We start from the raw sequence: 12,612 nt of genomic DNA, 5'->3' as shown, positions 1-12,612 counted from the left end.
GGCGCCGGCGCCACGGCCCACGCCCGGCGCAGGTCAGGCGGCGTGGAACGTGCTCGGGTCCGGCCCGACGCGGTGACCACGGTCCAGTGCGCTGATGAGCGTGACCTCGTTGTCGGTCAGCGCGATGTCGGCGGCGGCGTGGTTCGAGACGATCCGCTCCGGCGTGACGGACTTCGGGATGACGACGTTGCCGATCGCCAGGTGCCACGCGATGACGACCTGGGCCGGTGTGGCGTCGTGCGCTGCGGCGATGCCCGTGATCTCGGGCAGGTCCAGCACCTGGCCCTGGGCCAGCGGGCTCCACGCCTCGGTCAGGATCCCGTGGGCCCGGTGGTACTCCCGCAGGGACACCTGGGTCAGGAGCGGGTGCGCCTCGACCTGGTTGATGGCCGGGGTCGACAGCCCGGCGCTCTCCAGGATCGCGAGGTCCTCGGCGCGGAAGTTCGAGACACCGATGGCCCGGACGCGACCGCTGGCGCGGAGCTCCTCGAGGGCGCTCCAGGTCTCGACGAACGTGCCGTTCTCGGGCATGGGCCAGTGGATCAGGTAGAGATCCAGCACCTCGAGCCCGAGACGATCCAGGCTGGCGTCGAACGCCGCGAGCGTGGCGTCACGGCCCTGGTCGGCGTTCCACAGCTTGGTGGTCACGAAGACGTCGTCGCGGTCGACGCCCGAGCCCGCGAGCGCCTTGCCGACGCCCTCCTCGTTGCCGTAGACCTTGGCGGTGTCGATGTGCCGGTAGCCCGCCTCGAGCGCCTGCTCGACGACCTGCTGGGTCGTGGCGGGGTCCACCTGGAACACGCCGAAGCCGAGCTGCGGGATGGAGACGGAGTCGGTCAGGGCCAGGTCGCGAACAGTCATGCGCCCCACGCTAGGCGGGGGGTGGTGAGCCCGCAGGCTCAGCTGTCGGCCCAGTCGGGGTTCCAGCCCTCGATCTCGTCGGCGCGGCGCGAGGCCGGACCGGTGTAGATCGCGGACGGACGGATCAGGCGACCCGTGCGCTTCTGCTCCAGGATGTGCGCGCTCCAGCCGGCGGTGCGGGCGGACGTGAACATCGCGGTGAACATGTGCGGCGGGATCTCGGCGTAGTCGAGCATGATGGCGGCCCAGAACTCGACGTTCGTCTCCAGCACGCGGTCGGGGCGGCGCTCGCGCAGCTCCTTGAGCGCGGCCTTCTCGAGGGCCTCGGCGACCTCCGCACGCGGAGCCTTGAGCTCCTGGGCCGTGCGGCGCAGCGTGCGCGCTCGGGGGTCCTGGGCGCGGTACACGCGGTGGCCGAAGCCCATCAGGCGCTCGCCGGAGTCGAGCAGCTGCTTGACGTAGGCGTCGGCGTCGCCCAGCTTCTCGACCTCCTCGATCATCGTGAGCACCCGGGCGGGTGCGCCGCCGTGCAGCGGGCCGGACATGGCACCCACCGCGCCGGAGAGGGCAGCCGCGGCGTCGGCGCCGGTCGAGGCGATGACACGGGCGGTGAAGGTGGAGGCGTTCATGCCGTGCTCGGCCGCCGAGACCCAGTAGGCGTCGATCGCCTTGACGTGGTCGGGGTTGACCTCGCCGCGCCAGCGCTTGAGGAACCGCTCGGTGACGGTCGAGCACTGGTCGATCTCGCTCTGCGGCACGAAGGGCTGGCCCACGCCGCGAGCGGCCTGGGCGACGTAGGAGAGCACCATGACCGCGGTCCGGGCCAGGTCCTCACGCGCCTGGACGTCGTCGATGTCGTAGAGCTGCTTCATGCCCCAGGCCGGAGCCGTGAGGGCGATCGCGCTCTGGACGTCGGCGCGGATGTCGCCGGAGTGCACCGGGATGGGGAACGGCTCGGCCGGCGGCAGGCCCGGCTCGTAGGCGCCGTCGACGAGGAGGCCCCAGATCTTCTCGAAGGGCACGCGTCCGACGAGGTCGTCGATGTCGACGCCGCGGTAGCGAAGCGCCGACCCCTCCTTGTCGGGCTCGGCGATCTCGCTCTCGAAGGCGATGACGCCCTCGAGTCCGTGGTGTACCTCAGTCATGGCCCTCATGGTGCCACCCTCGTTACCGTGTGCTCATGGTCACCCCCGAACTTTCCGCGATGCGACGTGAGTACGGCGTCGTCGGCCTCGACGAGTCCGACGCGGGCCACGACCCCTTCGGCCTCTTCGACCGGTGGCTCGCCGAGGCCATCGCCGCCGGCATCACGGAGCCGAACGCGATGGCGCTCGCGACGGCGACCGCCGACGGAGTGCCGTCGGTGCGGATCGTGCTGCTCAAGTCGCTCGACGCCGAGGGTGCGGTCTTCCACACGAACTACGAGTCCCGGAAGGGACTGGAGCTCGGTGAGAACCCGCGCGCGGCAGCGGTGCTCCTGTGGCACGACCTGTCCCGGCAGGTCCGCATCGAGGGCCCGGTCGCGCCCATCAGCGCCGAGGACTCCGACGCGTACTTCACCTCCCGCCCGCCGGGCGGACGCATCAGCGCCCAGGCCTCGCCGCAGTCGCACGTCGTGGCCGACCGTGCCGAGCTGGAACGTCGTTGGGAGGAGGCCGCCGCGTCGCCCGACGCCGGTACGCGGCCGGTCAACTGGGGTGGACTGAGGCTGGCGCCGGAGTCCTTCGAGTTCTGGCAGGGGCGCCCGAACCGGCTGCACGACCGGATCCGGTTCCGCGCCTCGGGCTCCGGGTGGGATCGCGACCGACTGGCTCCCTGAGAGTCGCGCGACGCGTGCGGGCAACGTTCACCCAGAGGTCGTCTCGCCGTCGGTGAGTCGATGCGCGGACGGCGGACGCTGTTCCCATGCACGTCGTGTGGTCCCTCGCTGCGGGACTGGGCATCGCCTTCGCGGAGTCCGGCCTCGGCGTCGGCATGTTCCTGCCGGGCGAGACCGCGATCGTGGTCCTGGCGGCGACGCTCCCGAGCTGGCAGCTCATGGCCCTGCTGGGCCTCCTGGTCGCCGTGGGTGCCTGCGCGGGCGATCACGTCGGCTACGTCCTCGGCCGCCGGTACGGCGAGCGGCTGCGGACCACGCGCCCGGTCCGGCGGATCGGTGTGGAGCACTTCGACCGTGCCACCGACCTCCTGCGTCGTCGGGGCGCTCTGGCCGTCTTCGGGACGCGGCTCCTGCCGCTCCTGCGGACGGTCACCCCGGCGGCCGCGGGGACCGCGGGGATGCCGTACCGGTCGTTCGTGCTGGCGTCCTTCGCGGGATCCTGCACGTGGGCCGGGGTCTACGTCGGGGGCGGCTCCGTCGTGGCAGCGGCGGCCGACGCCACGGACGGCCTGCTCGGCCAGGTGGCCTGGATCGTGCTGGTCGTCGCGGTGCTGGTCGCTACCCCCGTGCTGGTCGTGCGGGTCGTCGGTGGGGCCCGCCGCGTCGTGGCCGCCCCCGAGGTCGCCGCAGTCGAGCGACTGATCGACGCGCCGCGATCACGGCGGGCCGCGTTCTCGCCCCTCATCGGCGAGATCCAGATCTGAGCCTCGACCCGCCCGAGCGACGCCCCTTCCCGCTCCCTGAGGTGTGAACGCCCTCTGGGGCGTGAGCCTCGAAGGGTCCGGTCACGTGACGTCGAGCGGCTAGCCCCCACCCGTTCCTTGAGGTGTGAACGCCCCCTGGGGCGTGAGCCTCGAAAGGCCGGCCAGCTGACCATCTGCGGTCATGACGGACAAGCGGCCACGGACCAAAAGCAGCGGGCCGGAGCCGGCGTGAATGTGACAGACAGTCCTGTCGGAATCTGCTGCGACTCCAGCAACTTCTCCGGGTCAAACCCTTGCTATCGAACATCTGTTCGAGTAGAATCGAGACATGGTCTCGGGTCCCACGGTGCGTGCGCTGCGAACAGCTGCGCACGCGCTCGCCTCGGCCGACCATCGGTCCGCCCTGCTCGCGATCCAGACCGCGCAGAACGCGCTCGACGCCGCGAAGGCCCACCACCTGGCCGAGCTCGAGAAGTCGGCGGAGTTCGAGCTCGACGGCGCCTCCACCGTCGCCACCTGGGCGCGCCAGCACCTGCGCCTCGACGCCCGCCAGACGCGCAGCCTGATCGACGCCGATGCCACGATGCGCGAGCTCCCCGCCGTGGGTGACGCCGCTGCTGAGGGGGCTGTCCGGCTCGATCACGTCAAGCTCTTCACGTTCGGCCTCAAGCACATCGGCCAGAAAGTCGTTGCTGATGCCGAACCCTGGCTGCTGGCCGTGGCGACCACCCACGAACCCGTCCAGCTGCGCCGCGTGATCCGGGCCCTGCGCGACGCCGTCTACCCCGAGGATCTCGACAAGGCGTGGATCAAGGGCATGGCCAAGGAAGACATCCAGCTCTCACCAGTACCGGAGGGTTGGCACCTCAGCGGTTTCCTGAAGACCGAGACCGGCGCCAAGCTCAAGGCGGTGCTGGAGTCGTTGTCGATCCCGACGCAGGCCAACGACGACCGCAGCAGTGCAGAACGCCGTGTCGCCGGGTTCGACCGGCTGTTGTCGTCGGTGCTCGAGTCGGGTCTGCCGTCCAGCAAGGGCATCCGCCCGCAGCTGTCGGTCATCGTCGGTGTCGAGACGCTCCACGAGGCCATGACCGCTGAACCCGGTCAGGCGAAGCCGGTCGGTGAGCCGGCGGAGCTGGCCGGGTTCGGGCCCATCGGGCCCCAACTCCTCTCCTACCTGGCCTGCACCGGCGACATCACCCCCATCCTCACGTCGGACGACGATGTCGAGCAGGCGCAGGTCCTCAACGTCGGCGACACCATCCGCCTCGCCACCCCCGCTCAGCGCAAAGCCGTCATCGCCCGCCAGCACGGCGTCTGCGCCGCACCCGGCTGCACCCACACCCACCTCGAGATCCACCACACCACCTGGTGGTCACGAGGCGGCAAGACCGACCTCGACGGACTCATCGGCATCTGCACCAGCTGCCACACCCTGGTCCACCGAGGACTCCTCGTCATCGAAGCCCTCGGACACGGCAAGTTCGACCTCGCCACCCGCGACGGCCGACCCATCGACCTCACCCAACGCCGCACCACCCGCGAACACCTCAGGCGCATCCGGGCAGCGGCCCGACAGAGCCGCCAACCCGACTACCCACTCCGAGCCTGAGGGGCCGCCCGAGCCCGATGGTCGTCGCAACCGCCCTCAGGCGAACAGCGCCGCGTCGACCTCGATCCACACCTGCTCGGACCGTCCCACCAGGGTGCCGTCGGGGCGGTGCAGGGCGGTGGACGTCAGGAACTTGCGCCCCTGACGGTCGTCGAGGCGGCCGCTGGCGTGCAGGTGCTCGTCGAGGTCGACGCCCTGCTCCAGCTGAGCCGTCATGCGGCCGAGGACCATGGTCTGGGCCGAGAAGTCCGCCGCCCAGCCGCCGGGGCAGTCGAGGGCCGCCCACACCACGGCGTCGGGCACGACGCCGTGCTCGGCGAGGCCCGGATGGACGTGCCACGGTCCGGCGGTGCGGTCGGACCCGACCGGACCGGTGAACAGCCGCAGGCCGTCGCCCTCCTCGCGGGCCGTGCCGCACGTGAAGCACCGGTCGAAGGGGTGGGACGCGAACCCGGGGTACGACGCGAGCCCGGCGGCCACGGTGTCGGCGTCCGGGAAGGGCAGGGGATCGCGCTCGAACGCGCCGGGGCCGGCCGTGCCGATGATGGCGCCGCCGTGGGTCTCGAGACGCACCTCGTCGCCCGCGTGCTCCCAGGCCAGGGGCACGTCGAGCGGTGGTGGCTGTCGGAGCATCGCGGTCACCGGCCCCTCGGTCGTGACCTCTGCCGCGAGCAGTCCGCAGACGTAGCCGCCGTTGCCGGAGTGCTCGGGGCCGTTGAACCGTCCCGGGATCGTCACCATGGCCCCACGCTAAGCCGTGGGGGAGTGGCACCGATCAGCGGATCTCCTCGTAGCGCGCGAGCGCCTCGAGCCGCTCCTCGGCGTGGTCGACGATCGGTGCGGGGTAGTCCGCGACCGGCTCCGGAGCGGTCCAGGGCTCGTGGACGTACCGGTCCGGGACGTCCCGGAGCTCGGGGACCCACCGGCGCACGTACGTGCCGTCGGGATCGAACTTCTTGCCCTGCGTGAGGGGGTTGAAGACGCGGTAGAAGGGCGAGGCGTCGGTGCCGCATCCGGCGGTCCACTGCCAGCCGTGCTGGTTCGAGGCGAGATCGCCATCGACCAGCCACTCCATGAAGTGGGCGGCCCCGTGCATCCACTCGACGTGCAGGTCCTTCACGAGGAAGCTCGCGACGATCATCCGCACGCGGTTGTGCATCCACCCCTCGGCGCGCAGCTGCCGCATGCCGGCATCGACGATCGGGAAGCCGGTCGTGCCGTGCTGCCAGGCGGCGAAGGCGTCGCCCGGCTCGTCGTACCGCATCTTCTCGAACTTGCGGTCGTAGTACCCGGTCGCCGAGTCGGGACGGTGGTGCAGCACGTCGGCGTAGAACTCGCGGAACGCGAGCTCGCGCACGTACGCGTCCGAGCCCTGCGACCGCAGGGGTGCCAGGTCGGCGAGCATCGTGCGGGGATGGATTGCGCCCCACTTCAGGTGGGGCGACATGCGGGAGGTCTCGTCGCGGCCGGGGAGGTTGCGGATGTCGTCGTAGGACGCGACGTCGTCGATCCACTCCCGCCAGCGGCGGCGGGCGGCCTCCTCGCCGAGCGGCGGGAGATCGGTCCCCTCCGGCGGTGACGCGTCGGGGATGCGGTGGGTCCGACCCTCGGGGCGGATCCACGGCACATCGCGGACCAGTGGAGCGGGCGCCCGCCAGCCCAGGTCCTGCCAGGCGCGGAAGAAGGGCGTGAACACGCGGTACGGCGTGCCGTCGCCCTTCGTGATGCGGCCGGGCGAGATCGCGTAGGCCGAGCCCGTGCGCTGGAAGGGGACCTCGAGCTCGGCGAGCGAGGACTCGACGGCGTCGTCCCGGCGCGATCCGTACGGGCCGAAGTCGCCGCTCACGTGCACCGAGGACGCCTCCGCGGCCCGGACGACGCGGGGAATCTCGACGGCCGGATCGCCGTGGACGACGTGCAGCCCGTCGATCCGCTCGGACAGGTCGCGCAGCATCGCGGCGAGGCCGGCGCGTCGTACGGGACCGGCTGTCTCCCACAGGCGGTCGTCCAGCACGAACAGCGGCACCACGCCGTCTGGTCCGGCCGCGACGGCCTCCTGGAGGGCCGGGTTGTCGTGCAGGCGAAGGTCGCGGCGGAACCACATCACGGAACGGGTCACGGCCCCATCGTGCGGCCTTGCTCTTCGCATTGCACGTCATGGAAGAATGAGTCCCGTGAGCGACCTGATCGACACCACCGAGATGTATCTCCGCACGATCTTCGAGCTCGAGGAGGAGGGCATCGTCCCTCTGCGCGCCCGGATTGCCGAGCGCCTCCACCAGTCGGGGCCAACCGTGAGCCAGACCGTGGCCCGCATGGAGCGCGACGGCCTGCTCAGCGTGGAGGGCGACCGTCACCTGGAGCTGTCCGAGAAGGGCCGCCAGCTGGCCACGCGCGTCATGCGCAAGCACCGGCTCGCCGAGCGCCTGCTGACCGACGTCATCGGGCTCGAGTTCGAGTTCGTGCACGAGGAGGCCTGCCGCTGGGAGCACGTCATCTCCGAGCAGGTCGAGCGACGCCTCATCGAGCTGCTGGAGCACCCCACGGAGTCGCCGTACGGCAACCCCATCCCGGGTCTCGCCGAGCTCGGCGAGGACGTCGACGACGGTGACTTCCTGCTCGGCGTCCAGTCACTGCCCCGCGCGGTCACGGCCGGCGACGACCCGGTCCGCCTCGTGGTGCGCCGCATCGCCGAGGAGATCCAGAAGGACACGCAGGTCATGTCGGTCCTGCGTCGCGTCGGCGCCCTGCCCGGCAACGACGTCCTCGTCAGCCGGGGTCATGACGGTGTCGTCATCGCCCGTCAGGGCGAGTCGGCCGAGATCGACCACGACGCCGCGGTGCACATCTTCGTCTCGCTCTGAGCCTGACCGTCGACGGACGTCCTGCCCTCGGCCCGACGCGAGCGGTCAGGTCCGAGCGGAGGCTAGGCCTTCTTGGGGAACCAGGGGAGGAAGCCGCTGGTGCGACGCACGTACTCGTCGTAGCCGGGCTTGGACTTCTTCATGCCCTTCTCGTTGTTCGCGGCGCCGGTGACCTTCGTCAGGAAGAAGGCCATCGCGATCGGGCTGAACGCCGTGGCGACGCCCGCCCAGGACGAGGCCGCCACGAGCCACAGCCCGGCCCACACGCACGCGTCACCGAAGTAGTTCGGGTGACGGGTGTAGCGCCACAGGCCCTGGTCCATGAGCTGGCCCTGGTTGCTGGGGTCGGCCTTGAAGCGCGCGAGCTGGGCGTCGCCGACCGACTCGAACACGAAGCCGAGCAGCCAGACGGCCGCGCCGATGCCGACGAGCCACCAGAGCGGGTCCTGCGTACCGGCCCCGACCATGAGCGGCGTGGCCACCAGGTACATCGCGATGCCCTGGGGCAGGAAGACGCGCTTGAGGGCGACCTCGGCGAACGAGCGACCGTCCTGCTCGGCCAGCTCGGCGTACCGCGGGTCCTCGTCCTTGCCGTGGTTGCGACGGTGCAGGTAGGCCGCGAGACGCAGCCCCCAGACGGCCGTGAGGCCGGCCAGGACCCAGGGCAGCACGGGGTCGGTGTCGCCGGTCAGGGAGACGAGCGCACTCGCCAGGCCGACCGCGACGAAGCCGAGGGGCCAGAGGGTGTCGACGATCGTGAGGCGCTCGGTGCGCTTCGCGCTCGTGAGCCCCGCGGCCATGACGGCCACGACGACCGCGAGGCCGACGGCGAGTGCGGTGAGGCTGACCGACAGGTCAGCGGTCATGCCAGCCAGTCCAGCTGCGACGTGGGCATGTCACTGACGCCGGACGGCGACGGCTTGACGGCCACGACCTGGTCGACGCCCATACGGTTCTCCTCGAACGCGAGCGATCCGCCGGCCAGGTACAGGCGCCACACGCGCGCCATCTCCTCACCGACGAGGGCGACCGCGGTGTCCCAGTTGGACTCGAGGTTCCGCGCCCACCCCTCGACGGTCTGGGGGTAGTGCTCGCGCATGGCCTGGACGTCGCGGATCTCCAGACCCGCACCCGCAATGAGCTCGAGCGTGCGGTGCAGCGGCTTCATGTGCATGTCGGGAGCGATGTAGGTCTCGATGAAGGGACCGCCGCCGGGGCGGTCACCCTTGGCCCCGTTGCTGCGCGACATCTGCTGGATCATGACGCGACCGCCCGGGCGCAGGTAGCGGTAGATCGCGGAGGTGAACACCTCGTACTCGGCGTCGCCCACGTGCTCGCCCATCTCGACCGACGCGACGGCGTCGATCTCGCCGTCGCCGACGCCGGCGCCCGACAGGTCGCGGAAGTGGCGCAGGCTCACGTTGACCCGGTCGCCGACACCACGCTCGGCGGCCCGCTTGTGCACGAAGTCACGCTGCTCGCTCGACAGCGTGACCCCGGTGACCCGGACGCCGTAGCGCTCGGCGGCGTGCAGGGTCAGGGAGCCCCAGCCGCACCCGATGTCGACCAGGTGCATCCCGGGCTCGAGGCCGAGCTTGCGGCAGATCAGGTCGAGCTTGGCGGTCTGGGCCTCCTCGAGCGTCCACGAGGACTCACGGTGGTAGCCGGACGAGTACGCCATGGTGGGATCGAGGATGAGCTCGTAGAACTCGTTCGACAGGTCGTAGTGGTGGCTGATGGCGGCGAGGTCGCGCTCGCGGCTGTGCAGATCGCCGGTGAGCACGGCCTCGGCCAGAGGAATGGCCGGACGGCGGCCGACGAGTCGGTAGCGCGCGGCGATGCCCAGGGCACGGGCGACGTGCTTCGGCTTCACGTGCGGTCGACCGGCCTCGGGATCGGACTCGCGGGCGACACGCACTGCGGCCCACATCGCGCGGAGTCCGTCGGAGAGGTCGCCCTCGATGTCGAGGTGGCCCTGCACGTAGGCGCGGGCGACACCGAGCTCGCCCGGCTGCCAGAGCACGTGGCGGATCGCGGCCCGGTCGCGGATCACGACGACCGGGGAGCCGACGGGGCCGGCCTCGGAGCCGTCCCAGGCGCGCAGCCGGATCGGGAGGTGGAGGCCGAGGACGTCCTCGGCGAGGGAAAGCAGGCGGGAAGCGGCAGTCACCGCACCATTCCACCGTGTTCGGGCCGTTCACGCCATTCGAATTTTCGTCGGTGACCGGCGTGTCGTCGGTCCGGAGTGGCATGCTGAACCCATGAGTGAGGAGCGCGGGCCCTCCGGCCGCCGGACCTGGGCGGGTCGGCTGCGCGCCTGGGTCGATCGCACCGGCTCGGAGATCCTCGGGTGGGTCCTGATCCCCGTCGGCGTGGTGCTGATGCCGCTGCCCGGTCCCGGCATGCTCATCATCGTCGGGGGATTCGCCCTGCTCGCCCGCCACTACACCTGGGCCCGCGAGCTGCGTGACCGCCTCCAGGTCAGGGCCGTCGAGGCGGCTCGATATGGCGTCGCCACCTGGCCGCGCATCGTGCTGAGCGCACTCGGTGGGCTGTGGCTCTTCAGTGCCGGAGTCGTCTGGATCGTGGGCCCCGACATCCCGGAGTTCGAGGTGCTCGGCTTCGGCTTCGGTCCCGAGCTGCCCGCGCAGGGCTGGGTCACGGGGCTCGGCGTCATCGTCTCCGCCGTGGTGGCCTGGGGCCTGCTGGCCTACAGCGTCGTCCGGTGGCGCCATCCCGAGGTGGCGGTGCCCGCGATCGAGAACGTCGGCCCCGTCGAACCTGCCGGCCCGGTCGAGGTCTCCGGCGCGTGACGCTGCTCCACGAACGCTTCCCGGGCGCCGACCTCCCGCACGTGGTGCTGGGCGGCCGGCCAACGCCGGTCCGTCCGCTGCAGTCGTGGGGCCCCGGCGTCTGGCTCAAGGACGAGGGCGAGTTCGGCGAGGGGGGCTGGGGCGGCAACAAGGTCCGCAAGCTCGAGTGGCTCCTGCCCGAGGCGCACCGGCGGGGGAGCCGCACGCTCCTCACGGTCGGCGGCATCGGCACCCACTGGGGCCTGGCGGCCGCCCTGTACGGCGCCGAGCACGGCATCCGCACGGTCCTCGGCCTGGTCGAGCAGCCGGTCGACGACCACGTGACCGACCAGCTGCGCCGGCTCGCGGCCAGCGGTGCCGTCGTCCACCGCTACCCCTCGGTCCGCCGCTTGAAGCTGGCGGCTCCCGGTCTGATGCTGCGCCATCGCGACGGTCTGCGTCCGCCGTACTACCTGCCGGCCGGGGGGTCTTCGCCCGTCGGCACGCTCGGCTACGTCGACGCGGCCCTCGAGATGGCGGCCCAGGTGCGCGACGGTGCCGTGCCCGAGCCGGCCCGGGTGGTCACGGCGGTCGGATCCGCCGGCACGGCCGCTGGTCTGGTCCTGGGGCTGCGTCTGGCCGGCCTCTCGTCGCGCGTCGTCGGCGTGGTCGTCAACGACGCCTTCCGTCTCGACGGCGTCGTCATCGCGCGGCTCGCGAACCGCACGGTCGACCTCCTGCGCGATCGTGGTGCCGAGATCGACGTCCAGATCGACGCCAGTGACCTCGACGTCACTCACGACTACCTCGGCCCGACCTACGGAGCCACCACGGCCGAGGGAGAACGTGCGCTCGAGGCGGCACGTGCCGAGGGGCTCGAGCTCGAGCCGGTCTACACCGCCAAGGCCTTCGCCGCGGTCCGCGACCTCGTGCCGACCTCCCGCGGTCCCGTCCTGGTGCTGAACACGCACGGACCCCGGAGGGTCCGTGCGTGATCGGCGGAACGCGTCCGACGGGTGACTAGCTGGCGCGACGCTCGCGGATGGCGTGCTCGCGCTCGTCGACCGTGAGCCCGCCCCAGACGCCGTAGGGCTCGCGGGCCTTGAGGGCGTGGTCGCGGCACTCGTCGAGGACGGGGCAACGGCCGCAGACGGCCTTGGCTCCCTGCTCACGCAGCTGCTTGGCAGCACCGCGCTCGGCCTCGGGGGAGAAGAAGACGGAGGAGTCCAGGCCCACGCAGGCACCGGAGTGCTGCCATTCGTAGACCTCGATGAGTGGCATGGGAAGACGCTTGAGATTCGGCATGTGAGGCCCCTTGGACTCTGTACTGCGCCGTGGCCGATGTGGCCGGGTTCCGTTGTGTTCGAAACCGCTTCACAAATTACTCAAAACTTGTTCAGAAATGCAAGTCTGTTGAACAAGTTTTATGGTCGGAGGGCGAAAGGGGGCGCCGATGAGCGAGCAGATCGATCCGATCGAGGCTGGTTTGACGTGGAGCATCAGCGCAGCGGCCGACCAGCTGGGGGTCGCCGCGGCCACCCTGCGGACGTGGGACCGGCGCTACGGAGTGGGGCCTGCCGAGCGCACGGACGGCGGACACCGGCGCTACACCACGCCCGACATCGATCGAGTGCGCACGATGGCCGACCTCATCGCCGCGGGCGCGTCGCCCGAGTCCGCGGCGCGGGCCGTGCTGGACGCCGGGCCGCCCGTGGCAGGATGAGGTGATCGCCCGTCCCGGCCCGTCGCGGCGGCGATTCCCCGCCCCCGTAGCTCAGGGGATAGAGCAACGGTTTCCTAAACCGCAGGTCGAAGGTTCGAATCCTTTCGGGGGCACGCGCAGAACGTGGTGGTGGTGCTGGGTGTCCCGTCGCTCGTGAGACAGACCACCGGTTGTCCT

General features: G+C 71.2%; 14 protein-coding genes and 1 tRNA gene. 8 read left to right on the top strand and 7 right to left on the bottom strand.

The window, feature by feature from the left end; all coding sequences use genetic code 11:
* Positions 1-33: 33 nt before the first annotated feature.
* Both V6S66_RS13460 and V6S66_RS13455 read right to left on the bottom strand, forming a co-directional pair.
* Positions 34-861, bottom strand: a complete 828-nt coding sequence (locus V6S66_RS13460; protein ID WP_334207306.1) for an aldo/keto reductase — start codon at positions 859-861, stop codon at positions 34-36.
* Positions 862-899: 38 nt separating this feature from the next.
* The gene (locus tag V6S66_RS13455) at positions 900-2,006 is read right to left on the bottom strand and encodes a citrate synthase 2 (protein WP_334207305.1); all 1,107 of its coding nucleotides are present in this window, start codon (positions 2,004-2,006) and stop codon (positions 900-902) included.
* A 35-nt stretch (positions 2,007-2,041) separates the two neighbouring features.
* Here V6S66_RS13455 and pdxH point away from each other — a divergent pair, with 35 nt between their 5' ends.
* From pdxH to V6S66_RS13440, 3 genes are all read left to right on the top strand, one after another.
* Entirely contained in the window at positions 2,042-2,680 is a 639-nt protein-coding gene (gene pdxH, locus V6S66_RS13450) for a pyridoxamine 5'-phosphate oxidase (protein WP_334207304.1), read from the top strand.
* 86 nt (positions 2,681-2,766) lie between these two features.
* Positions 2,767-3,444, top strand: a complete 678-nt coding sequence (locus V6S66_RS13445) for a DedA family protein (RefSeq protein WP_334207303.1) — start codon at positions 2,767-2,769, stop codon at positions 3,442-3,444.
* Between the two features lie 328 nt (positions 3,445-3,772).
* Positions 3,773-5,056: a DUF222 domain-containing protein gene (locus tag V6S66_RS13440; RefSeq protein ID WP_334207302.1), complete on the top strand. Its 1,284-nt coding sequence runs from the start codon at positions 3,773-3,775 to the stop codon at positions 5,054-5,056.
* Positions 5,057-5,092: 36 nt separating this feature from the next.
* On the opposite strand, the gene V6S66_RS13435 is transcribed toward V6S66_RS13440, so the two are convergent.
* Together V6S66_RS13435 and V6S66_RS13430 are read right to left on the bottom strand one after the other, a co-directional pair.
* Positions 5,093-5,797, bottom strand: coding sequence for a hypothetical protein (locus V6S66_RS13435; protein ID WP_334207301.1), 705 nt, complete (start codon positions 5,795-5,797; stop codon positions 5,093-5,095).
* A gap of 34 nt (positions 5,798-5,831) precedes the next feature.
* Positions 5,832-7,175, bottom strand: coding sequence for a cryptochrome/photolyase family protein (locus V6S66_RS13430; RefSeq protein WP_334207300.1), 1,344 nt, complete (start codon positions 7,173-7,175; stop codon positions 5,832-5,834).
* Positions 7,176-7,230: 55 nt separating this feature from the next.
* On the opposite strand from V6S66_RS13430, the gene V6S66_RS13425 reads away from it, so the two are divergent.
* On the top strand, positions 7,231-7,920 hold the full coding sequence (locus V6S66_RS13425) for a metal-dependent transcriptional regulator (protein ID WP_334207299.1): 690 nt from the start codon (positions 7,231-7,233) through the stop codon (positions 7,918-7,920).
* A gap of 62 nt (positions 7,921-7,982) precedes the next feature.
* Here V6S66_RS13425 and V6S66_RS13420 read toward each other — a convergent pair whose 3' ends face one another.
* Together V6S66_RS13420 and V6S66_RS13415 are read right to left on the bottom strand one after the other, a co-directional pair.
* A complete protein-coding gene (locus V6S66_RS13420) occupies positions 7,983-8,786 on the bottom strand; it encodes a DUF1295 domain-containing protein (RefSeq protein ID WP_334207298.1) in 804 nt (267 codons plus the stop codon).
* Positions 8,783-10,090 (bottom strand): cyclopropane-fatty-acyl-phospholipid synthase family protein, encoded by a 1,308-nt coding sequence (locus V6S66_RS13415; RefSeq protein WP_334207297.1) that lies wholly within the window; start codon positions 10,088-10,090, stop codon positions 8,783-8,785. Before V6S66_RS13415 ends, V6S66_RS13420 begins: the two co-directional genes overlap by 4 nt.
* A 91-nt stretch (positions 10,091-10,181) precedes the next feature.
* On the opposite strand from V6S66_RS13415, the gene V6S66_RS13410 reads away from it, so the two are divergent.
* A complete protein-coding gene (locus V6S66_RS13410; RefSeq protein ID WP_334207296.1) occupies positions 10,182-10,733 on the top strand; it encodes a PGPGW domain-containing protein in 552 nt (183 codons plus the stop codon).
* On the top strand, positions 10,730-11,707 hold the full coding sequence (locus V6S66_RS13405) for a 1-aminocyclopropane-1-carboxylate deaminase/D-cysteine desulfhydrase (protein WP_334207295.1): 978 nt from the start codon (positions 10,730-10,732) through the stop codon (positions 11,705-11,707). The genes V6S66_RS13410 and V6S66_RS13405 overlap by 4 nt, the downstream gene beginning before the upstream one ends.
* Positions 11,708-11,732: 25 nt before the next feature.
* On the opposite strand, the gene V6S66_RS13400 is transcribed toward V6S66_RS13405, so the two are convergent.
* Positions 11,733-11,993 (bottom strand): WhiB family transcriptional regulator, encoded by a 261-nt coding sequence (locus V6S66_RS13400; protein ID WP_442885925.1) that lies wholly within the window; start codon positions 11,991-11,993, stop codon positions 11,733-11,735.
* 172 nt (positions 11,994-12,165) lie between these two features.
* Between V6S66_RS13400 and V6S66_RS13395 the strand changes: the two genes are divergently transcribed.
* On the top strand, positions 12,166-12,435 hold the full coding sequence (locus tag V6S66_RS13395) for a MerR family transcriptional regulator (protein WP_334207293.1): 270 nt from the start codon (positions 12,166-12,168) through the stop codon (positions 12,433-12,435).
* A gap of 40 nt (positions 12,436-12,475) precedes the next feature.
* A tRNA-Arg gene (locus V6S66_RS13390) sits at positions 12,476-12,548 on the top strand.
* Positions 12,549-12,612 lie beyond the last annotated feature (64 nt).

The sequence above is a fragment of the Aeromicrobium sp. Sec7.5 genome (assembly GCF_036867135.1).
In the GTDB taxonomy this organism is placed as follows: Bacteria; Actinomycetota; Actinomycetes; order Propionibacteriales; family Nocardioidaceae; genus Aeromicrobium.
Note: the sequence above shows the minus strand (reverse complement) of the source record. Positions and strands in the feature narration are given on the sequence as shown.

Coding starts and splice junctions, on each gene's coding strand:
- V6S66_RS13445 (WP_334207303.1), top strand. CDS start 2,767: ATGCACGTCGTGTGGTCCCTCGCTGCGGGACTGGGCATCGCCTTCGCG.
- V6S66_RS13460 (WP_334207306.1), bottom strand. CDS start 861: ATGACTGTTCGCGACCTGGCCCTGACCGACTCCGTCTCCATCCCGCAG.
- V6S66_RS13455 (WP_334207305.1), bottom strand. CDS start 2,006: ATGACTGAGGTACACCACGGACTCGAGGGCGTCATCGCCTTCGAGAGC.
- V6S66_RS13395 (WP_334207293.1), top strand. CDS start 12,166: ATGAGCGAGCAGATCGATCCGATCGAGGCTGGTTTGACGTGGAGCATC.
- V6S66_RS13410 (WP_334207296.1), top strand. CDS start 10,182: ATGAGTGAGGAGCGCGGGCCCTCCGGCCGCCGGACCTGGGCGGGTCGG.
- V6S66_RS13400 (WP_442885925.1), bottom strand. CDS start 11,993: ATGCCACTCATCGAGGTCTACGAATGGCAGCACTCCGGTGCCTGCGTG.
- V6S66_RS13420 (WP_334207298.1), bottom strand. CDS start 8,786: ATGACCGCTGACCTGTCGGTCAGCCTCACCGCACTCGCCGTCGGCCTC.
- V6S66_RS13435 (WP_334207301.1), bottom strand. CDS start 5,797: ATGGTGACGATCCCGGGACGGTTCAACGGCCCCGAGCACTCCGGCAAC.
- V6S66_RS13440 (WP_334207302.1), top strand. CDS start 3,773: ATGGTCTCGGGTCCCACGGTGCGTGCGCTGCGAACAGCTGCGCACGCG.
- pdxH (WP_334207304.1), top strand. CDS start 2,042: ATGGTCACCCCCGAACTTTCCGCGATGCGACGTGAGTACGGCGTCGTC.